We start from the raw sequence: 20545 nt of genomic DNA on the forward strand, positions 1-20545 counted from the left end.
CTATCCCTCCAATTGCCTATCTTTTCGTTTCTTTCTTACAACATACCAAATAATCAATAACAAAATAATAATTAAAATAATCAACAACAACCATAATAATTGATTTTGCTTACTATCTTTAACGGCTTGATCAAAAACTTTTTCAGAAAATGGTACTCGGTGTCCTCTTACTAGTAAACGATGCGTATTAATCATATAAGGCGTACAAGTTAGAAGCGTTACATAATCCTCACCCTTTGTAATCATAAGCTCTTCGATTTCATCTGGTTCAATAACTGTAATCTTATCTACTTCATAAGCTAATTTATCATCTAATGTTTTAATATAAAACTGATCACCTTTTTTTAGTTTTGGTAAGTCAGTAAACAACTTAGCTGTTGGTAATCCTCTATGGCCGGTAATAACAGAGTGAGTGTTCTCTCCTCCGTATGGTAAAGAAGTTCCAGATAGTACTCCAGCACCATGTTTTAGTTGATAATCACTTGTCCCATTAAAAATCGGCATATCTACTTTAATGGCAGGGATGACTAAAACACCTAACACTTCTTTTAATTGATTTGTGTCCATTCCCTCAAATAAAGTCAAACTAGTTGATTTAAAATCTGGCATATCCAGCTCTTGAGCAAAAGAGGTAGCTAAATTTTTATTATATTTTACTATATCAGACTTTTTTTCTTGTAAATCTTCATCAGACATCTTGTCTACTTTACCATAATAGTCACTTGAAACGGAGTTTTGTAGATGACTGTAATATAAATTTGAGGCAACAGGATAGAGCATAATTGCAAAACCTAAAATGTAGACTAACCAAAACCAACTCCACTTTTTCTTTTTAGAGCTATCTATTTTTTTCTTACTTGTATGAGGAGTTCTCTTCCTTACTTTTCTTTTCTTTTTTTTTGATGTCATAATAATATTTCACATCCTATTATTGTCTATATAAAACCATCATCTTAAAACTTGAACATTAAACGTCTAAGTAATTTAACATTCTTAATCAAAAAAAGCAAATCACTTTTATTATTTTAATAAAAAAATAATGTTGCACCATTTACTAATGTACAATAAAAAAAGGTTCAACGTCAAATCATGCTGTTATTTAAATATCTTATAAATTTAAACTATAACAAAATAAAAGATTTTTATTTCCTAAGATCCTAGGTAATATCATACTTTTCAATCTTTAGTTTTTCTTTTAAAAAGCTAACTCAATAGGCTTTAACAAGCTTTAAAATTAAAGTAATAACATTTTTTTATTCTTTTATGTCATAATAGGCTAACTTAAAAAGTTAAATTCTGTACAAAATACACCTTAGAAATAGACATGTAGGTCAAATATTTATTAAATACAAATTATGCCTTATCTAATATAGCAAGCTAAGTCTTCCTAAGTCACTTAATATAAATGAAAATCTCTTGATTGTTTATTTTATGTAAAAAAATAAACAAATCGTACTAGTGGATATCATCCATTAATACGATTTATTATTACAACATCTAGCTGATCACTATTTTAATGATTTAAAATATTCAATGTACTATAAAGCTCATCTCGGCGAATCTCTAACATCTCATCAGTTTTTTTGATTTTCACTTCAACAATTGATTCATCAGCTTTTTTACCAACTGTAATTCTAAACGGAGCTCCAACTAAGTCAGCATCTTTAAATTTAACACCTGGTCGCTCTTTTCTATCGTCAACTAAGACATCTAGACCACGCTCTTCTAGCTCTTTTTCGATGTCAACTGCCAGATTCCACTGTGTTTCATCTTTTGGATTAATTGGAATAATATGAACATCAAAGGGTGCAATTTCTGTTGGCCAATTAATACCAGAATCATCAGCCACTTGTTCAACAATAGCTGATAATAAGCGACTCACACCAATACCATAGCTCCCCATTTGAACAGGTATTTTTTTACCGTTTTCATCTAAAACATCAACACCCATTTTCTTAGAATAGAATGTCCCTAGTTTAAAAATATGACCTAATTCAATACCACGAGTAAATTTTAATTTTCCTCTACCATCAGGAGATATCTCCCCTTCTTCTACCACACGTAAATCTAAATACTCTGTTGGTTTAAATTCTCTTCCTGGTTGTACATTTTTATAATGGAAGCCAGTTTCATTTGCACCTACTACAACATTGGTCATATCTTCAACATGTCGATCAGCAATCAAAGTTATTTCTTCTGATAAATTAACTGGTCCAATTGAGCCAACATCAGTCTTTAAGTAGTGATTTATTTCCTCTTGGCTAGCAGGTTCTACAAGAGTCGCTCCTAAATAATTAGCAAGCTTTACTTCATTTAACTCATGGTCACCACGCATTAAAACCATTACTGGCTTTTTATCTGCCATATAAACTAGAGATTTAATGGTTTTGGTTTCAGGAACTGATAAGAACTCACTCACTTCGGCAATTGTACCGACATTAGGTGTCGCTATTTTTTCAAGCTCAAGATATGTTTCATGGCTTTTCTTAGAAACAAATTGACTAGAAGCCATTTCTAAGTTAGCTGAATAATCACTTTCCTCTGAATAAACGATGGTATCCTCACCAATTTCAGCAATAGCCATAAATTCTTTCGAATCATTACTTCCCATGGCACCACCATCTCCAATAATAACTCGGTAGTTTAAACCACAACGATCAAATATTTTTTTATAAGCTTTTTCAAACTCTAAAAAACCCTCATCCAAACTTTCTTTATTTGCATGGAATGAATAAGCATCCTTCATAATAAACTCACGACCTCTTAACAACCCGAAACGAGGACGTTTTTCACCACGATATTTTGTTTGAATCTGATAAAGTGATAAAGGTAATTTCTTATATGAATTGACATCTTGACGGATTAAATCAGCAAAAGTTTCTTCATGAGTAGGGCCTAAAATGAATTCTTTTTCATTATCCCCTGTAAACGTCATGAGCGTATCGCCATAAGTTGTATAACGTCCTGTTTCTTTCCATAATTCAGCAGGAATAACAGCAGGCATTAACATCTCATTAGCATCAATTTTAGCAAACTCTTCTCGCATGATCTTTTCAATTTTTTGAATAACTTTGTAAGCTAGTGGAAGATAAATATAGTAACCGCTCGAAACTTGTCTTATATAACCACCACGTAATAAAATCTTGTGACTCATTGCCTCAGCATCACTAGGTACTTCACGTAAAGTCGGCATAAAAAATTTTGATTGTTTCATTGTAAACTCCTTTTTCTCTCTTTTTTATTGGATAAAGAATCTATGAATATCGTTCCATGTCACAGCAACCATTAAACCAACTAAGATAACAACACCAACCATTGTAATCATGACTTCTTTTTCTTGGCTTAAAGGTTTACCTCTAACACCCTCAACAGCATTTAAAGCTAGCTTTCCACCATCTAGTCCTGGCAACGGGATCAAATTCATAATCCCCAAGTTAACAGACAACATAGCTGTAAAGGAAAGAATAGCAATAATCCCACTGTTTGAGACTGATTCTGACATTTTAAAAATCATAACAGGTCCACCTAATTTATTTAAACTAAAACCTGTAATTAAGTCTCCTAAAGCTTTAAAAATCATTAGTGAATTATTTGCTGTCTCTGTGAACCCATATTTAATTTTCCCCATAAAACTAAGTGGTTCAAATATCGTATTCATCTGGACTCCTATGACACCACGGTTTGGATCATCATCACTTTTTTTAGGTGTTAAGGTTAAAGAGCGTTGTTCACCTTTATCATTTTCAACAACAACTGGAACGGAATTACCTAAATTAGACGATACATTTTTGACAATATCTTCATAAGAAGGTGTTTTTACTTCATTGACTGAAATAATTTTATCTCCTGGTTTCACACCAACTTCATGAGCTGCCCCGTTTTCAATGACAGCGCCTATTGTGTTAGATGGGTCACTTGTATAAGTTCCACCACTCATAAATGCCACAATCATAAATAAGATAATCGCAAGTAAAAAATTATTTAAAGGCCCTGCAAAATTGGTCATAATACGTCTTGATAAAGAGGCTGATTGAAACTGAACATCACGAGGAGCAATTTGAGTTTCAATGCCGTCCTCTTCAATAATAGTAGCATCATGATTAACAGGATATGTTTTTTCCTTAGTTTCATCACCATTTTCATAACCCTTGATATAAAGTTCATCAACTAAATCACAAGAAATTAATTCTACTGGAATACTATTTGGTAAGTGAACTTTTTTAGTTGGGTTAATCTTAATAACCTCACCTTGATCATTTAACTCTAAAGATAAAGGCATACCAGGAGAGAGGTCCGTCTCATCCTCTCCCTCTCCTGCCATACGAACATAGCCACCAACAGGTAACAGACGAACGGTATAAGTCGTCCCATTATGACGATGATAAAATAATTTTGGCCCCATACCAATTGAAAATTCACGAACTAAAATACCACCACGTTTAGCTAAAATAAAATGGCCAAACTCATGAATTAATACAATCAAACCAAAGACAAATATAAAGGTTAAAAATGTTTTCATTTAGTTATCCTTTCTTTCATAAAATAGCGTTCACTAGAATAATCCCATTAAATGCATAAAGGGAAATACAAATAGTAAACTATCAAAACGGTCTAAGATACCTCCATGTCCTGGTAGAATATTACCAGAATCTTTTACACCATAGAAGCGTTTGTAAGATGATTCTACTAAATCTCCTAATTGTCCAACAATAGAAAATAGAATAGTTAAAATAAGCATGGCAAACATATTATAAGGTAGTGGCCAGAAAATTGGGTAAACAAACCCGACAACCAAAGCACAAAGGATACCACCTAATGAACCTTCCATAGTTTTATTTGGAGAAATATGAGGAGCTAGTTTTCTTTTACCTATTTTTCTACCAATCATGTATGCACCAATATCTGTAGACCAAACTACAAGTAGAGCATACATTAATACATGTAATCCAACTTCTCTTGCTAAAACAAAATTTTGAAATCCCATACCAACATATAAACTAACTAGTACTGGAAATGCCACTCCTTCAAAAGAGTATTTGCCTTGTAAAAAAACTGGTAAAATCAAGAGTAGCATAACAACAAAATAATATAATGACATACTATTAACTGGTTCTGGTAAATAATCATACCATGTCGATCTTGGTAAAATTAACAACACTGTACCTAAGATAGCTAGAATACCATCTATTTTTTTTATATCCCAACCTCTCATTTTAAATAGCTCGTACACACCAATTCCACCAAGAACTGCTGCTAAAATCTGTAAGGCTACACCACCAATAACAATAATCGGGATGAATAAGATTAATGCAATAACTGCTGTGATTACCCGTTGCTTCATTTTGAATCGACTCCTTCTCCTTTATTTAAGCCACCAAATCGTCTTTGACGATGCTGAAATGATCCGATTGCTATATCTAAATCTCTGGTTTTAAAATCTGGCCAATAACAGTCTGTGAAGTATAATTCGCTATATGCTATTTGCCAAAGTAAAAAATTACTAATTCTTTCTTCTCCACTTGTACGAATTAATAAATCTGGGTCTTGATATTCTTTACCCAGACTTGCTGTCATTAAGTACTCACTAAAAAGATCTTCATCAACTTCAGAGGTTAGTCTTTGATTTTTCCCCTCTTCTATTAAACGATTGACAGCAGTCAATATTTCTTGACGGCTACCATAATTTAGAGCAAAATTTAAAATCATTCCTGTATTATCCTTAGTTTTCTCAATGGCATCAAAGACAGCTTGTTGAGTGTGCTCTGGTAAATATTCTGTATACCCCATTACGTTTACTCTTACATTTTCTTTGATTAAATCAGGTACAAAGACATCAAAAAAATCAACAGGTAGCTTCATTAAAAAATCAACTTCAGATGTTGGGCGTTTCCAATTTTCTGTTGAAAAAGCGTATAACGTTAGTACTTTCACACCTAATCTACTCGCATGTGTCGTAATTGTTTTAACATTATTCATACCTTCCTTATGACCAGCAATTCGTGGTAAAAATTTTTTTTGTGCCCACCTACCATTACCATCCATAATAATAGCAATATGCTTAGGAATCTCTCCATTTTTCTCAAACAGGTCTTCGCCTGAATCTAAATTAGAATCCTTTGACTCTTTTTTAAATAAATTGAACATATAAAAGCCCCCTAAAAAGACTGACGTCTAAAAATACACTCTCCTTATTGTAGCAAAAGCCAACAAAAAAACCTATTAAAAAAGGAAATTTATAGTTTTTTTATATAAATTTTCATTTATGATGCTATTTCACCTCTAGTTATTTTTCCAAAAAAAAAGTTGAACCTAAAACTGGCTCAACTTTTAAATATTTATCTCTATATTTTATTAAACTTCTAAAATTTCTTCTTCTTTTGTTAAAACAATCTTATCAATATTTTTACTACTTGCATCAGTAATTGTTTGAACTTCTTGTTCATATGTTCTTAATTCATCTTCAGAAATCTCTTTATCTTTTTCAGATTTTTTTAGTGAATCAATCGCATCACGTCTGATGTTACGTATAGCAATTTTAGCATTTTCGCCTTGCTTACTAACTTCTTTAGCGATTTCTTTACGTCTTTCTTCAGTTAATTGAGGAATCACTAAACGAATCACTGTCCCATCATTTGATGGGCTAATACCAATATCACTCATTAAAATTGATTTTTCGATATCTTCCATTGCTGTTTTATCAAATGGTGTAATCATTAAGACACGTGCTTCTGGAATAGTGATAGATGCAATTTGATTTAGAGGTGTTGGTACACCGTAATATTCTACTTGAATACGGTCTAAAAGACTAGCATTAGCACGTCCTGCTCTAATTTGACCAAGTTCACGTTGTAAGCTTTCTTCTGATTTTATCATTTTATCTTTTGCTTCATTAATAATTGTTTGACTCATAATTATTTCCCCCTTACAGTAGTTCCGATATTTTCACCTAAACATACTTTTTTAATGTTTCCAACTTCATTCATATTAAAGACAACAAGTGGAATATTATTATCCATACTCAAGCTACTTGCTGTTGAATCCATGACAGATAATCCTTTTGAAATAACATCCATATGGGTTAATTCTTCATATTTGGTAGCAGTGTTATCCAATTTGGGATCAGCAGAATACACGCCATCAACATTGTTTTTAGCCATTAAAATAACATCTGCACCAATTTCTACTGCTCTTAGAGCTGCCGTTGTATCTGTTGTGAAATATGGGTTACCCGTTCCACCAGCAAATATAACAACACGATTTTTTTCTAAATGTCTAATAGCACGTCTTCTAATATAAGGTTCTGCAATTTGACGCATTTCAATAGAGGTTTGTACTCGGGTTGGTACACCTAAATTTTCCAGTGTATCCTGTAAAGCCAGACCATTCATAACAGTAGCAAGCATTCCCATATAATCTGCTTGTGAGCGTTCCATTCCCATCTCAGAGCCAATATTCCCACGCCAAATATTTCCACCACCAACCACAATGGCAACTTCAACACCTAACTCATGAATCTCTTTAATTTCTTTGACTAACTCATTAACTACTGGTGGATTTATCCCGAAGCCCTTTTCTCCAGCTAAGGCCTCACCACTGACTTTTAATAATACTCTACGATATTTCGGTTCTACCATTGTCTTACCTCCAGTTTTATCCTTGTTACTCTTAATAATTAACGATTTTTTTCTAAAAAAAAGGAGCGCATATATTATAAGTTACAATAAATGCGTTCCTGATTGATGACGATTATTTCATTTGATTTGCAACTTCATCAGCAAAGTTTTCTTCACGTTTTTCGATTCCTTCTCCAACTTCAAAACGTACGAATCCTTTAACTTTTCCACCTTTAGATGCAACAAATTTTTCAACAGTCATATCTGGATCTTTAACAAATGGTTGGTCAACTAAACAAATTTCAGCTAAGAATTTATTCATACGTCCAATAACCATTTTTTCAACGATATTTTCTGGTTTACCTTCATTTAAAGCTTGCTCAGTTAACACTTTTTTCTCATGATCTAATTCATCTTGAGATACTTGGTCTTTAGATACATAACGAGGATTAATTGCAGCAACGTGCATTGCAACGTCTTTAGCAGCACCTTCGTCAGTTGTTCCTTCTAATTCAGCGATAACAGCGATACGGCCACCCATATGTAAGTAACCACCAAATGCTGCGTTATCATCTTTTTCAAGAACATCAAAACGACGGAAGTTAATTCTCTCACCAATTACTTGAGTTGCTTCAACGATATCTGAATCAATTGTTCCTTTATCAGTTTTAATTGCTAAAGCTTCTTCCATTGTTGCTGGTTTGTTTTCAGCTACTAATTTAGCAATGTTTTGTACTAAATCTTGGAACATTTCATTTTTAGCAACAAAGTCAGTTTCAGAGTTAACCTCAACGATAGCCGCAGTGTTTCCTGCAACATATACATTTGCTAATCCTTCAGCTGCGATACGGTCATTTTTCTTACCAGCTTTGGCCATACCTTTTTCTCTTAATAAGTCGATAGCTTTATCCATATCTCCATCAACATCAACTAACGCACGTTTAGCATCCATCATTCCAACACCTGTACGTTCACGTAATTCTTTTACCATAGAAGCACTAATTTTAGACATTTACGATTTCCTCCTAAGTTTCATTAACTATTCATTATTTTAAAAAAGAAAAGCTACTTAAGGTACAAGATACATATGGCTACTTCGTTCACCTTTACCCGTAGCCTTAAATAGCTTTTTTGTTTATTTATTTTGCTTATTCAGCACTTTTACCTTCAACAACTTCAACAATTTCTTCAATTGAAGTAGCTTCAGTTACAGTTTCTTCAAATACTTCTTCAGCAACTTCATCTTCACCTTGACGGCCTTCGATGAAAGCATCTGCCATTTTACCAGTAATTAATTTAACTGCGCGGATAGCATCATCGTTAGATGGGATAACAACATCGATCTCATCTGGATCACAGTTAGTATCAACCATAGCTACGATTGGGATATTTAATTTATGAGCTTCTTGAACAGCAATACGCTCTTTACGTGGATCAACGATGTACATAACATCTGGAATTCTTGGCATATCAGCGATACCACCTAAGAATTTTTCTAATCTTTCACGTTGTTTCATTAGACCAGCAACTTCTTTTTTAGGAAGTACTTCAAAAATTCCGTCTTCTTCCATAGCTGTGATTTCTTTTAAGCGCGCAATACGTTTTTGGATTGTATCCCAGTTAGTTAATGTTCCACCTAACCAACGGTGGTTTACATAGTATTGACCTGAACGAATTGCTTCGTCTTTAATTGCTTCTTGAGCTTGTTTTTTAGTTCCAACGAATAAAGCGATTCCGCCATCTTCAGCTACATTTCTCATGTAGTTGTAAGCATCGTCTACTAAACGAACTGTTTTTTGTAAGTCGATGATGTAGATACCGTTTCTTTCAGTGAAGATATATTTCTTCATTTTTGGGTTCCAACGACGTGTTTGGTGTCCGAAATGTACACCTGCTTCAAGTAATTGTTTCATGCTGATTACTGCCATGTTTTGTTTCCTCCAATATGGTTTTTTAGTTTCCTCTTCGTTGTTTTAAAGCTCTTTTAAGGACTTAAACTAGGTCAAGCACCTCTTAAAAAATATACAACGAATGTGGATTTAGTTATGTCAAGTTCTTAACATACCTAAGATAGTATATAACACTGCTCTCCTTTTTGCAAATACTTATTTTATTTTTTGTAAATTTTATCATTCGAAAGTGATAATGTCCTAAGTAGGTCGAAAGACAAAATGTCCCAAAATGATAAAATAACTTTATGAAAAGGATAAATCTAACAATGAATGAAACCAAAAAGTATCAAGTTATTAAAGCTGTCGCTGAAAATAAAAAACAAAAAAAGAGAGCTAGTGTTGAACTTAATTTATCTATACGACAAATTAACCGTTTAGTGAAATCATACAGGGAAAATGGTAAATCAGCATTTGTCCATAAAAATCGAGGGAGAAAAAATAAGCACTCTGTGCCTGAAAAAGTAAAACAACAAATAATCACTAGTTATCAATCGTTTAGTATTAAACCAAATATTAGGCATTTTACTGAAATACTGAAAAACGACCATCATATCTGTTATACAGATACTACAATTAGAAGCATCCTGTACAAAGCAAAAATACTTTCACCAAAGGCTCAAAAAAAGACAAAAAGAAGACTCAAACAATTAATAAAGCAAGAAGGTCAACAAACCAAACAATCAGAGAACCTATTGGTTCCAAGAGCTGAAGACTACCTAGAACTCCCTGAAAAGACCCATCCTAGTCGACCTAGAAAAAAATACAAAGGAGAATTAATTCAATTAGATGCTAGTTCATATAATTGGTTTGGAAATCAAATAACTCATCTTCATTTAGCTATTGACGACGCATCAGGTAATATTGTTGGCGCTTATTTTGACCAACAGGAAACGCTCAATGGTTATTACCATGTTCTTCATCAAATTCTGACAAAACAAGGGATTCCTGCCACTTTTCTAACAGATAAACGAACCGTCTTTGAGTACAACAGAAAATCAACAAAAGCTGTAGAAGAAGATACGTTCACGCAGTTTGGGTTTGCTTGTCATCAATTAGGTATTGACATAAAAACATCCTCTATTCCTCAAGCGAAAGGTCGTGTAGAACGTTTAAATGGGACAGTGCAATCAAGATTGCCTGTTGATCTTGAGATAGCAAATATACATTCTATAGAGGAGGCTAATCAATTTCTATCTGTATGGATTCGAAAGTTTAATCGACAATTTGGTCACAAAACTGCAGAAAGTGTTTATGAAACTTCTCCTACAACAGCTGAAATTAATTTATTACTAGCTACTGTCTCTCATCGTATAGTCGATAATGGCCATCATATTAAGTATCAAAATAAATTTTATCTTCCAATGGAAGGTAGTAGCGACAAATATTTTACAAGAAAAACAAAAGCATTAATTATAAAAGCTTTTAACGGGGAGATTTATGTTAATATAGCAGAAAAAATTTATCCTACTAGACGATTAAAAACCCACGAGACCTATTCAAAAGAGTTTGATGGGGTTTCTTCAGATATAAAAAAAGAAAGACGCAAGTACATTCCACCACAGTCACATCCGTGGAAACTTGAGTCTTTCAAAAGGTATCTTCAAAGTATTGACCGTACTATCGAAGAATATGAGGCTGAAAAAACAGCCTGAAACAAAAAGTACCTTATTTTACCAATAATGGTCACATTAGTGCAAGTTTTACGCAGTAAAGATTGCGCTAATGTGAGCCCTCATTTTGGGACATTTTTATGTTCGATTGACACAAACAAAAAAGCAGCAAAAACCATTCGGTTTCTGCTGCCTAAATTCACTTAATTTTACTCATCCACATCATTTGACAAAGAGCCTTATTTTATCAATTTTTAAATATCAACACGATTTGACGAAGAGCCAAAAATTATAGACTTAAAAAATCAAGCGGAATAATAAATTATTCCGCTTGTCTTAACTTTATTTTTGTAACTCTAAAGGTAAGTTTACATCAAATGTATGAGAAACTTTATCTTCTTCGTCACCTTTTTTATGTCCATCAAATGTTAATTTGATTTCTTTTGCTTGATCAATTTGGCTTAATTCAGTAAATTTGAAGTGAACGTGTCCGTCACGTTTTTTATCTTTTTCAAAGATATCTTCCCAGTAATCTGCTAAGTGTTCACCTTTGATTTCAGTACCATCTTCTAAAATTAAAGTAGCTTCGCTAGGACGAACTTTAACTTCTTCAGTTCCTTGGTTTTCTAAAGTATAATGTAGAGCCATTAAACCTTTGAATTCATTACCATCATTGTCTTTGTATTTATCAACTTCAACAATTTTAGCTTGATCGATGTCAAATTTCACATCTTCCCAAGTTTCTGTCCAGTCAGTTTTGTATGTTGCTTCAAACTTAACTTTAGGATCGTTTCCATCATGGATAACTTCTTTAAATGAGCCATCTTCTTTTAATGTTCCCTCAGCTATGTCTACTTCTTCACCATTATCTAATGTTTCAGTAGTTGTTGCTTCGATTGATCCTTCTTCAATGTTACCTTTAACTTCTTCTTTTTGACCACATCCACTTAAAGCTACTAATAAAGTTGCTGCTAGTGTTGTACCTAAAATTGTCATTTTTTTCATAAAATTATTTTCCCCCTGTGCTATTTAAAGCATATTTCACTTTAACTAGATATTAGTTAAAATTATTTTTTGTCGTCAGATTTATCATCAGCTGTTGATGTGTATTTTGCGTACTCTTTGTTGATTTCATCTAATTCTTTTTCATCATATTTGTCATATTTATCAATTTCATGAAGAATTTTTTTGATGTCATGAGTAGCTTTTTTCTCTTCAAACCAGCATTTTAATGAATGCTCTTTACCTTTTGCAACTTCTGCATCGATATTGTTTAAGTTTTTGTCTAAGCTAGTTAAAACCTCTGCGATTTTATCAATTGCTTTTTCTTGTTTTTTTGCGTAATCTGTCATAATAATTACTTCCTTTCTTTTTTTTAAAAATGTATTATATTATATATCCTATAAAGACATTATATACCTGATTAATTAGAGTGTCAAGCATTGTGCCTCGAACTCACTCTTACTAAAAACTCACAATTCAATACACTACGATTAGTTATTTTTCACTATTAATCTGTAGCTATCAAAATAAATTAGTTAGCTTGTAAGTCTTTAATTGTTTGTTCTCTATCAACTGCGAATATAACTGGTTCAGTTTTTTCTAATAATTCGTCAGTAATTGTTGCTTTAGCAATTTGGTTATTATCATAGCCATTATAGTAGTAAGTTCTTGATTCGTTACACATAGAACCAACATATAATGAGTAGTCTTCTTGTTTTTCTGGTGTCACAACAACACCTTTAGGAATACGTACTGTAGCTAAGATATGATAAGCATTACTTACACCATCAATTTCATTAACAGCTTGATTTGTATGCTCTTTAAAGAATGCAGCTCTTACAAATCTTTCTGGTGGTGTGTATCCACCAGGTAATTGATCGACACCATCTAAAACCGTTGGGATTTCTTTCACAGCTTCCCCACCAGCTTTTACCACAGCATCTAAATACTGTTCTGTGATATTTTCACGTAGTTGACTTTCAATAGTTGAGGCTGCCACAGTTCCTACAACTGACCCTAAATAACTTAGGGAACCATTTGTTGAATAAATAATTTCTAATGGGGTTGGGTTTGGATCAAATAAAGTTGTGACATCTTTTGAAAGGTTCTCAGGAAACGTTATAGTCATATAGTAGCATAAATCCTTCATTCCTTTTTCTGCTTCTTCTTTACTGACAAACTCCCACTTTAAATCTTTGTTGTCTTTTAAGTTAGCAACAAGTTGTTCTCCGACGTTCACTTTCGTTCCCATCATTTCAACATTCTTATCTTCATTTACCACAGCTACGGGTAAATTTTTCGATAAATCTGTTGGGTTCCACATCGACTTACCTAATACACTGGCTGCCAACATGGGAATTAAAATAATAACAATAACAGAAATCAATAATGTTTTGTTACTCGTCATTTTTTTAAATTCTTCTTTAACTGTCTTTATATGCTTGACTCGCTTCATTCGTTAATGTCTAATTACTCATGATTTTTTATTATTTAAATTAGTTAATTTGTAGCTTATCTATGATAAAACTAATAAAACAATAATACTAACACATTGGAATATAAATAAAGGATTCTTATTAATTTAGGTGTATCAAACACATATGATCATGTTCCAACTACAAAGTAGATTATCGTAATAAATTCTACTGTTATTTGAAAACATTGGCTAATAGCATGGTATTTACCAGCTTATTACCAAAGCCTTACTACCAATCTAAGAACTTACTATGTAGATTGTTACAACAAACAACGGTTATGGGTGTCATAATATAATATGACCTCATATTTGTAAGTAGATGTTAAACGTGTATAGTAATGCCTTTTTCTTAAAAAGTTTAAAATAATTTCTTTTTATTAGTTGGCTCTGTCTTCCCCTCTATTACTTTTAACTAATGAAAAGTAATACAAAGGCCATTGGAGTAATTGCTAATAGATTCTTATACTTACTCATCCTTTACGGATCACAATCACATCATCAATTAAAATCATGTAAGCATTAGAACGAGACTTTAGTACTTGTACAATTTTTTTATCCTTGTCTCTTCATACTCAAACAAATCAATTTTTATATCTCCCAATACTTTTCTTTGAAGTTTCAAAGAAGAAGAATCTTACTGGAGAACACGTTTTAATAATCTATGACAATGAACGTCAATAAAATAATTTGAATAGTATAGAATAGCTATTTAATTATCTTGTTATTTATTCTCCCGTACTGCTACTTTTGATTCTCCTTTCAAACTTAGTTGGTGACTCATAAAAGAACAGGTCACATGTTAATTATAGATAAAAAATTACTACACTATTTCTTCTTTTTCGTCCGTTCAATTGAAAAAAAAAACTTTTAATTCCTGTTCTCCTAAATTATCACACATTTTTTCCATTATTCATTATAGTAGCTAAACAAAATACTCATGATTAAATAATTTCTATAAAAAAATAAGGATTATGTACAAATGTACTACCCTCATACTACTACATATCTCTTTTTTTTTATAGAATAACGCCTTTCCTCGTTCAATTAAACTTATTTTAATAGTATGCTTTAATTTTTTGATGCTATATTATAAGTTTTTTCGTTAAAGGTGTGTAAAATATAAAAATTCTATCAAGAAGTATATAATCTACCCTTTATTCTGTTAAAATAAAGGCGTAATTGACTAAATATAAGACACCATATTTCATTTTTATAAATAAAAATCTCATACTTCTTGTTTTTAAAAAGTTTTTAAAGAATTATAAGTAAAAGCACTGTATCACCATTATTTTATATACTACTCTGTTCCTCTTCAACGGTTATGTCACTAAGTTTATCAGTTCGATACCCCCATGTTGTTTTTATTTCTTGCTTACGAAACGAAAAAAAAATAAAAAATAACATTGTGTTGTCCTCAAAAAAATACTATAATTTTTATACAAGAATGATATTAGTTTTGTTCATAGAAAGGGGAATTCCGATTGATTTATAAATTACTAGAACCAAAAGTAAAGACTAATCTAGCTATATTAAATGAAATATATAAAAATAACAGGTGGACAAAGACTTCCTCTATATCTGAGGAGCTAGATATTTCGGAACGAACTGTTCAGCACTATTTCAAAGATATTTTTAGTCTAAAAGAAGCATTTGATGAAGATACACCAAACGACTTAAAAATTTTATACTTTAAAACAAAAGGTATTAGGATTATTGATTATAAAAATGAATTCGAAGATTTCAAAAAATTTACTATTCAAAATAGTCTAACTATTATTCTTTTACAAGATATTATTAATCACCGTATGACGTCTGTTGCTAATTACTCACAAAAATATTTTATTAGTGAAACAACCGTTAGAAAGAATTTAAAGCGTATAAAAGAAACTTGTCAGTATTATGGTTTAGATATTTATCGCTTTCAATTAACTGGTGATGAAGAAAAAATCAGATTTTTTATTTCGCTAATCTCTAAAATGACCAACAGAGAACCTCTATACCAGATTGAGGGCATTGATTACAATAAAATCGAAGACGTATTCACTGAGTTTTTTACAGAGATGAATATCAAGTTATCTCAAATGAAAAAAATCCGTCTAATTAATCGCTTCTTAATCCACCTGCAACGTATCAGTTTAAATAAAAAAGTAACATTTGATGATAGTATTACTATGACTTTAAAAAACCATGAGTTCTATCCGGCCATTAGAGCCTTATTTAATCAGTATCTTGTCTTTGATGAAAGAGAAATAACATTCTACTTTTATATTATATCTTTAGATAATGAGTTAAATAGAAATGAAGTAACAAATATCGTTTATCGTCATTCTCAAAAAAATGACTTACCGATTTGCACACATACCATTGCTATCTTCAATCAAATTAAAGGGTTATTAAAGCCTTTAACTCCTAGTGAATCTGAGACTATCACACAAAATTTATTTTATATTAATTACTTAACCATGAAATATGGTGATTTAGTTTTTGACTATAAATATAGTATGGATGTCCAATATGATCTAAGTAGGCATCCGTCTCTTTGTAAAAAAATCACACAACTCTTGCAAGAGCATTTAATTGATCAAAAACTTATCTCTGACAGAGAGATAAATACTTTACTACAGCAGTATTTATTTAGATTATTGTACTTTATCGATCCTAGTAATTTAGATCAAGTGATTAATATTTATATGGAACCATCTTTTGATAGCTTTCAACAGCAACAAATTAAAGAATATTTAGATTTATTTTTCAATCATCAAGTTTGTTATTTAGATACTTTTGATGAAGATGTGGCAGATATGGTTCTTACACCTTATCATGAAACGTGTCAAAAATTAGTTTACCCAAGTAAACTTGTTACTATGGTTAAATTCCCACTAAGTATCTCCTTACTTAAAGTTATTGAAACAAAGCTAACCCATCCAAAAGATGATTTAGAAGCAAAATATGAAATATATTAGAGGCTGACTCAAGGGTCAACCTCTTTTTTTGTTTACCTGAATTACTTTTCACCTTTCGAGTAAAAATGATTTCTCGACTCTGTTTTATTTTAGGCAAATAGATTATACTTAGATTGGTGTGAACGATTTTATAAAGGAGTGTCATTTATGACTAATCAAGAATTAAAGGACCAGCTAGCAAGTATTATTTATAATATATTAGAACAAACAGAGTTACATTCAGGTGACTTATTTGTTTTAGGATGTAGTAGCAGTGAAGTAGTAGGTGGTGTGATTGGTAAACAAACTAGTGAGGAAACTGGTATTCTCATCGTCGAAACAATACTAACTTTATTAAATAAGCAAGGTATTCACTTAGCTGTCCAAGGCTGTGAACATATTAACCGAGCTCTTATTTTAGAAAAAGATGTGGCTTTAAAGTTTGGCTATGAAATAGTATCTGTGGTCCCTGCTCTGCAAGCTGGAGGAGCTTGTGCAACGGCTGCATTTTCACAAATGAGTCATCCCGTTGCTGTTGAACATATTATAGCTAAAGCTGGAATCGATATCGGTGACACTGCCATTGGTATGCATGTTAAACATGTTCAAATCCCTATTAGACCTATTCATAAAACATTAGGAGAAGCTCACGTGACAGCACTAGGAAGTCGCCCGAAACTCATTGGTGGGCCAAGAGCTGTGTATGTTAAGCCTTAAACAAGCAAAAAAAATTATTCCCGGTCTTTTCTTAGCATTTATTTTAGCCGTTTTTGCTAAATTTGGAGCTAGGTTCTTTCCTAATTTAGGAGCTGAGACTTTGGCGATTTTAATAGGTATTTTTTCAGGAAACTGTTTCTTTCACCAAAAAACTTGGGAAGTAGGGACAAAATGGGCTGAAAAGCGGCTTCTAGAAATATCTATTGTGTTATTAGGAATGAGCGCTACGTTTCAAACTATTACTAAAATTGGTATTGCTGGTGTCTTATTTATTTTAAGTCAAATGACTCTAACCATTATTTTTGTCTATATGTTAGGTCGGCTTCTATCTTTTAATCAAAATATGTCACTTTTAATGGCTGGAGGAAATGCAGTTTGTGGCTCTTCTGCAATTGGTGCTATTGCACCAGAAATTGGGGCTAAGGATGAAGAAAAGGGACAGATTATCACTTTAGTTAACCTACTTGGAACCATTATGATGTTAACACTTCCTATCATATCAACTATTCTTTATCCAGAAAATACCATGAAACAAAGTGCTTTGATTGGTGGGACTTTACAATCAGTAGGACAAGTCATTGCAAGTGCTAGTATGGTAAGTAGCCAAACTTTAGAAATGGCAACGTTATTCAAAATATTAAGAATTATCTGTCTTGTATTTGTCGTTTATTTTTTTAGGCGTTTCACGCAAAAAACAGACAGCCATCAGCAAAGACAAATAGAAAAAACATTAAAGTCACCATTTCCTTGGTATATCATAGGTTTTATCATCCTATGCACTTTAAATAGCCTATTACCTATACCTAGTATAATTAAGGAAAGTAGCCATTTTATTAGTAGTTGGTGTGAGGTAACAGCTCTTGCTGCTATTGGTTTGAGAATTAACGCAAAACAATTTCTAAAAGAAGGACACAGGTTCATTATATATGCTTTAGCCGTTGGTGTTATTCAAATTATTCTAGCGATCATTTTAATATTTATATTTAACCCATAAAAATAGCGACCTCCAAAAATTAGCTGTTTAATCTAACTTTTGGAGGTCGCTTCAAATGGTTATACGAGACTTTTTTAAATAATAGTCGCACCTAATGTGTTTTTAAAATGTCTTAATGCCCATTCATGACCTTGAGCATCAAAACTTTGTACAGCCTGTTCATGAATAACAATCTTGTAACCTAAATTATAAGCATCAATAGCCGTATGTAAGACACAAATGTCTGTACAAACACCCGTCAAATGAACTGTCTGAATATGTCGCTCACGCAAGCGAATATCTAAATCCGTGCCACTAAAAGCAGAATAATGGCGCTTATTAATCCAGTAAACATTTCCTAGACTTGAATAATCATCATATAACGTTTTTAAACTTTGATATAACTCTCTACCTGATGTCCCTATAATATTATGAGGTGGAAATAAATTAGTTTCTGGATGAAGCGTATCCGTTGTGTCATGACCATCGATAGCAAACACAACATAATCACCATTTTCAATAAATTTTTTAGTTACAGCAACTAAATATTTCTCAATCTGTTGCCCGCACTCACCTGTTGTTAAACGCCCATCATCTGCCACAAAATCATATGTGTAATCAATTGATATTAAAGCTTCCATATCTTACCTCTCTTTTAAGTGTGATAGTAATTCTAATACCATGGCTCCTGATTGTTTACCAGCTTCAATAATAAATTCATCAAAATTAACACTAGCATTCTCATCACCTACATCACTCATAGCACGAATGACAACAAACGGTACATTAAATTGCGCTGCAACTTGAGCAATAGCTGCTCCTTCCATTTCATTGGCTAAACAATCTGGAAAATGTGTTTTAATATGATCTTGTTGTTCTTGACTATGAATAAAAGTGTCACCTGTTACAATTAAGCCAGTATGTGTTGCTAAATCTACTTGTTCTGAAGCTAACTTTGCAGCTTCTATTAATTTAGTATCTGCCTCATAATAAAGAGGCATTTGTGGCATTTGTCCATAGTTATAACCAAAAGCTGTCACATCAGCATCAAAATAGGCCAGCTTTTCCGAGATAACCAACTCACCAATTTTTAACCCACTACCAATACCACCAGCACTACCAGTATTAATCACAGCATCCACATGATAATGACTAATCAATAAGGTTGTTGTCATTCCAGCTAACACTTTACCAATTCCTGATTGTGTCAATACCACATCATGTTCATTAATTTTACCAGAGTAAAAGCAAACCCCTGCTTCCTTCCATTCTTTCATGTCTTCCAAATGCTCTTTTAGCAATGTTACTTCTTGCTCCATAGCACCTATGATTCCTATTTTCATTTGCTACCTCCTACCATTTAGCTATCGCATATAGCGTAATACCTAACAACACAACGACAATAACAATAGCAGTATTTAACCATGTATTCGTTTTTTTTGTTTGATTATGCTCTCTCACACGACTTCTTGTTAAAATTTGTTGTGTTTGTGTTTTTTTTAGTGATTCTTTTCCTTCTTTTTTTTGCTTCATCCTTTAACTCCTTATAGCTGTTGTGATTCCCAATATAATAATGCATACATTGTTTTAGCATCACAAATAGTGCCTTTTTTAATTTCTTCTTTAGCTTGTGTTAAGGTTAATTCTATAATATCTAAAAACTCATCTTCATCTCTAGGTAATGGATTGTCCACTTTTTCTAAATCAAAAGCTTGGTACAACGTCAGCTCCTCATTACAAAATCCAGGTGACGTGATAAATGATGTCACTTTTTCAAGTTTTTTACATCTGTAATGAGTCTCTTCTTCCAATTCTCGTTTGGCAGTTTTCGCTAAATCAAGTTCATCTTTTTCAATTTTTCCAGCAGGTATTTCTAATATACTTTTTTCAAGCGCTTTTCGAAACTGTCTAACCAATACAATTTTATCTTCAGAAGTAATAGCTAAAATCCCAACGGCTCCTTGATGAAAAACAAGTTCTCTCTTAGATATTTCTTGATTAGGTAAAGAAACATCATCCACATACACATCTATGACATGTCCCTTAAAAATAGTCTCTCTATGAATTGTTTTCTCATTGAATTTATCTACCATGTAAAACACTCCCTTATCTAAGCTACACGCTATTATCATACCGTTAAAGACACATCATTTCAATAGTTCGTCTTAAATCACTCTCCTTTAAAACTTGAAACGGATAATAAAATCAACCTCCAGACTGATAGGGAATTAAAATGTTTTATGATAAACTATTGTTATA

The 20545-nt window shown here is 32.3% G+C and carries 20 protein-coding genes; 4 read left to right on the forward strand and 16 right to left on the reverse strand.

All coding sequences use genetic code 11. The features are described 5' to 3' along the window. The 9 genes from VSF34_RS06995 to rpsB all read right to left on the reverse strand — a co-directional run bounded on the left by VSF34_RS06995 (position 1) and on the right by rpsB (position 9541). Positions 1-909, reverse strand: coding sequence for a class C sortase (locus tag VSF34_RS06995; protein WP_326716626.1), 909 nt, complete (start codon positions 907-909; stop codon positions 1-3). 604 nt (positions 910-1513) lie between these two features. Then, on the reverse strand, positions 1514-3214 hold the full coding sequence (locus VSF34_RS07000) for a proline--tRNA ligase (protein WP_326716627.1): 1701 nt from the start codon (positions 3212-3214) through the stop codon (positions 1514-1516). 24 nt (positions 3215-3238) lie between these two features. After that, entirely contained in the window at positions 3239-4519 is a 1281-nt protein-coding gene (gene rseP, locus VSF34_RS07005; protein WP_326716628.1) for an RIP metalloprotease RseP, read from the reverse strand. 33 nt (positions 4520-4552) lie between these two features. Continuing rightward, positions 4553-5341, reverse strand: a complete 789-nt coding sequence (locus VSF34_RS07010; protein ID WP_326716629.1) for a phosphatidate cytidylyltransferase — start codon at positions 5339-5341, stop codon at positions 4553-4555. Further along, a complete protein-coding gene (uppS, locus tag VSF34_RS07015; RefSeq protein WP_326716630.1) occupies positions 5338-6144 on the reverse strand; it encodes an undecaprenyl pyrophosphate synthase in 807 nt (268 codons plus the stop codon). Before uppS ends, VSF34_RS07010 begins: the two co-directional genes overlap by 4 nt. A 207-nt stretch (positions 6145-6351) precedes the next feature. Then, complete coding sequence (gene frr, locus VSF34_RS07020; RefSeq protein ID WP_326716631.1) at positions 6352-6909, reverse strand: ribosome recycling factor; 558 nt, start codon at positions 6907-6909, stop codon at positions 6352-6354. Positions 6910-6911: 2 nt separating this feature from the next. Then, complete coding sequence (gene pyrH, locus VSF34_RS07025; RefSeq protein WP_326716632.1) at positions 6912-7634, reverse strand: UMP kinase; 723 nt, start codon at positions 7632-7634, stop codon at positions 6912-6914. Positions 7635-7746: 112 nt separating this feature from the next. Then, positions 7747-8625 (reverse strand): translation elongation factor Ts, encoded by an 879-nt coding sequence (gene tsf / locus VSF34_RS07030; RefSeq protein WP_326716633.1) that lies wholly within the window; start codon positions 8623-8625, stop codon positions 7747-7749. Positions 8626-8761: 136 nt separating this feature from the next. Next, positions 8762-9541, reverse strand: a complete 780-nt coding sequence (gene rpsB, locus VSF34_RS07035; protein ID WP_326716634.1) for a 30S ribosomal protein S2 — start codon at positions 9539-9541, stop codon at positions 8762-8764. Positions 9542-9831: 290 nt separating this feature from the next. Here rpsB and VSF34_RS07040 point away from each other — a divergent pair, with 290 nt between their 5' ends. Further along, the gene (locus VSF34_RS07040) at positions 9832-11217 is read left to right on the forward strand and encodes an ISNCY family transposase (RefSeq protein WP_326716316.1); all 1386 of its coding nucleotides are present in this window, start codon (positions 9832-9834) and stop codon (positions 11215-11217) included. A gap of 300 nt (positions 11218-11517) precedes the next feature. Here VSF34_RS07040 and VSF34_RS07045 read toward each other — a convergent pair whose 3' ends face one another. From VSF34_RS07045 to VSF34_RS07055, 3 genes are all read right to left on the reverse strand, one after another. Next, positions 11518-12180: an LptM family lipoprotein gene (locus tag VSF34_RS07045; protein ID WP_326716635.1), complete on the reverse strand. Its 663-nt coding sequence runs from the start codon at positions 12178-12180 to the stop codon at positions 11518-11520. A 62-nt stretch (positions 12181-12242) separates the two neighbouring features. After that, a complete protein-coding gene (locus tag VSF34_RS07050) occupies positions 12243-12527 on the reverse strand; it encodes a hypothetical protein (RefSeq protein ID WP_326716636.1) in 285 nt (94 codons plus the stop codon). A 182-nt stretch (positions 12528-12709) separates the two neighbouring features. After that, positions 12710-13633 carry a YhgE/Pip family protein gene (locus VSF34_RS07055; RefSeq protein WP_326716637.1) on the reverse strand — a complete coding sequence of 308 codons (924 nt, stop codon included), beginning with the start codon at positions 13631-13633 and terminating at the stop codon, positions 12710-12712. A gap of 1502 nt (positions 13634-15135) precedes the next feature. On the opposite strand from VSF34_RS07055, the gene VSF34_RS07060 reads away from it, so the two are divergent. The 3 genes from VSF34_RS07060 (at position 15136) to VSF34_RS07070 (ending at position 18307) form a co-directional block, all read left to right on the forward strand. Beyond that, on the forward strand, positions 15136-16617 hold the full coding sequence (locus VSF34_RS07060; RefSeq protein ID WP_326716638.1) for a helix-turn-helix domain-containing protein: 1482 nt from the start codon (positions 15136-15138) through the stop codon (positions 16615-16617). Between the two features lie 147 nt (positions 16618-16764). After that, positions 16765-17313, forward strand: a complete 549-nt coding sequence (locus tag VSF34_RS07065) for a TIGR01440 family protein (protein WP_326716639.1) — start codon at positions 16765-16767, stop codon at positions 17311-17313. Next, the gene (locus tag VSF34_RS07070) at positions 17300-18307 is read left to right on the forward strand and encodes a YeiH family protein (protein ID WP_326716640.1); all 1008 of its coding nucleotides are present in this window, start codon (positions 17300-17302) and stop codon (positions 18305-18307) included. The genes VSF34_RS07065 and VSF34_RS07070 overlap by 14 nt, the downstream gene beginning before the upstream one ends. Positions 18308-18381: 74 nt before the next feature. On the opposite strand, the gene VSF34_RS07075 is transcribed toward VSF34_RS07070, so the two are convergent. The 4 genes from VSF34_RS07075 to VSF34_RS07090 are packed head-to-tail and all read right to left on the reverse strand — an operon-like array spanning position 18382 to position 20379. Next, positions 18382-18927 (reverse strand): cysteine hydrolase family protein, encoded by a 546-nt coding sequence (locus VSF34_RS07075; RefSeq protein ID WP_326716641.1) that lies wholly within the window; start codon positions 18925-18927, stop codon positions 18382-18384. Positions 18928-18930: 3 nt separating this feature from the next. After that, positions 18931-19629, reverse strand: a complete 699-nt coding sequence (locus VSF34_RS07080; protein WP_326716642.1) for a 5'-methylthioadenosine/adenosylhomocysteine nucleosidase — start codon at positions 19627-19629, stop codon at positions 18931-18933. 10 nt (positions 19630-19639) lie between these two features. Beyond that, positions 19640-19819 (reverse strand): hypothetical protein, encoded by a 180-nt coding sequence (locus tag VSF34_RS07085; protein WP_326716643.1) that lies wholly within the window; start codon positions 19817-19819, stop codon positions 19640-19642. An 11-nt stretch (positions 19820-19830) separates the two neighbouring features. Beyond that, on the reverse strand, positions 19831-20379 hold the full coding sequence (locus tag VSF34_RS07090; RefSeq protein ID WP_326716644.1) for an NUDIX hydrolase: 549 nt from the start codon (positions 20377-20379) through the stop codon (positions 19831-19833). Positions 20380-20545 lie beyond the last annotated feature (166 nt).

Source organism: Vagococcus jeotgali (genome assembly GCF_035918315.1).
GTDB lineage: Bacteria > Bacillota > Bacilli > Lactobacillales > Vagococcaceae > Vagococcus > Vagococcus jeotgali.

Coding starts and splice junctions, on each gene's coding strand:
- VSF34_RS06995 (WP_326716626.1), bottom strand. CDS start 909: ATGACATCAAAAAAAAAGAAAAGAAAAGTAAGGAAGAGAACTCCTCAT.
- VSF34_RS07000 (WP_326716627.1), bottom strand. CDS start 3,214: ATGAAACAATCAAAATTTTTTATGCCGACTTTACGTGAAGTACCTAGT.
- rseP (WP_326716628.1), bottom strand. CDS start 4,519: ATGAAAACATTTTTAACCTTTATATTTGTCTTTGGTTTGATTGTATTA.
- VSF34_RS07010 (WP_326716629.1), bottom strand. CDS start 5,341: ATGAAGCAACGGGTAATCACAGCAGTTATTGCATTAATCTTATTCATC.
- uppS (WP_326716630.1), bottom strand. CDS start 6,144: ATGTTCAATTTATTTAAAAAAGAGTCAAAGGATTCTAATTTAGATTCA.
- frr (WP_326716631.1), bottom strand. CDS start 6,909: ATGAGTCAAACAATTATTAATGAAGCAAAAGATAAAATGATAAAATCA.
- pyrH (WP_326716632.1), bottom strand. CDS start 7,634: ATGGTAGAACCGAAATATCGTAGAGTATTATTAAAAGTCAGTGGTGAG.
- tsf (WP_326716633.1), bottom strand. CDS start 8,625: ATGTCTAAAATTAGTGCTTCTATGGTAAAAGAATTACGTGAACGTACA.
- rpsB (WP_326716634.1), bottom strand. CDS start 9,541: ATGGCAGTAATCAGCATGAAACAATTACTTGAAGCAGGTGTACATTTC.
- VSF34_RS07040 (WP_326716316.1), top strand. CDS start 9,832: ATGAATGAAACCAAAAAGTATCAAGTTATTAAAGCTGTCGCTGAAAAT.
- VSF34_RS07045 (WP_326716635.1), bottom strand. CDS start 12,180: ATGAAAAAAATGACAATTTTAGGTACAACACTAGCAGCAACTTTATTA.
- VSF34_RS07050 (WP_326716636.1), bottom strand. CDS start 12,527: ATGACAGATTACGCAAAAAAACAAGAAAAAGCAATTGATAAAATCGCA.
- VSF34_RS07055 (WP_326716637.1), bottom strand. CDS start 13,633: ATGAAGCGAGTCAAGCATATAAAGACAGTTAAAGAAGAATTTAAAAAA.
- VSF34_RS07065 (WP_326716639.1), top strand. CDS start 16,765: ATGACTAATCAAGAATTAAAGGACCAGCTAGCAAGTATTATTTATAAT.
- VSF34_RS07070 (WP_326716640.1), top strand. CDS start 17,300: ATGTTAAGCCTTAAACAAGCAAAAAAAATTATTCCCGGTCTTTTCTTA.
- VSF34_RS07075 (WP_326716641.1), bottom strand. CDS start 18,927: ATGGAAGCTTTAATATCAATTGATTACACATATGATTTTGTGGCAGAT.
- VSF34_RS07080 (WP_326716642.1), bottom strand. CDS start 19,629: ATGAAAATAGGAATCATAGGTGCTATGGAGCAAGAAGTAACATTGCTA.
- VSF34_RS07085 (WP_326716643.1), bottom strand. CDS start 19,819: ATGAAGCAAAAAAAAGAAGGAAAAGAATCACTAAAAAAAACACAAACA.
- VSF34_RS07090 (WP_326716644.1), bottom strand. CDS start 20,379: ATGGTAGATAAATTCAATGAGAAAACAATTCATAGAGAGACTATTTTT.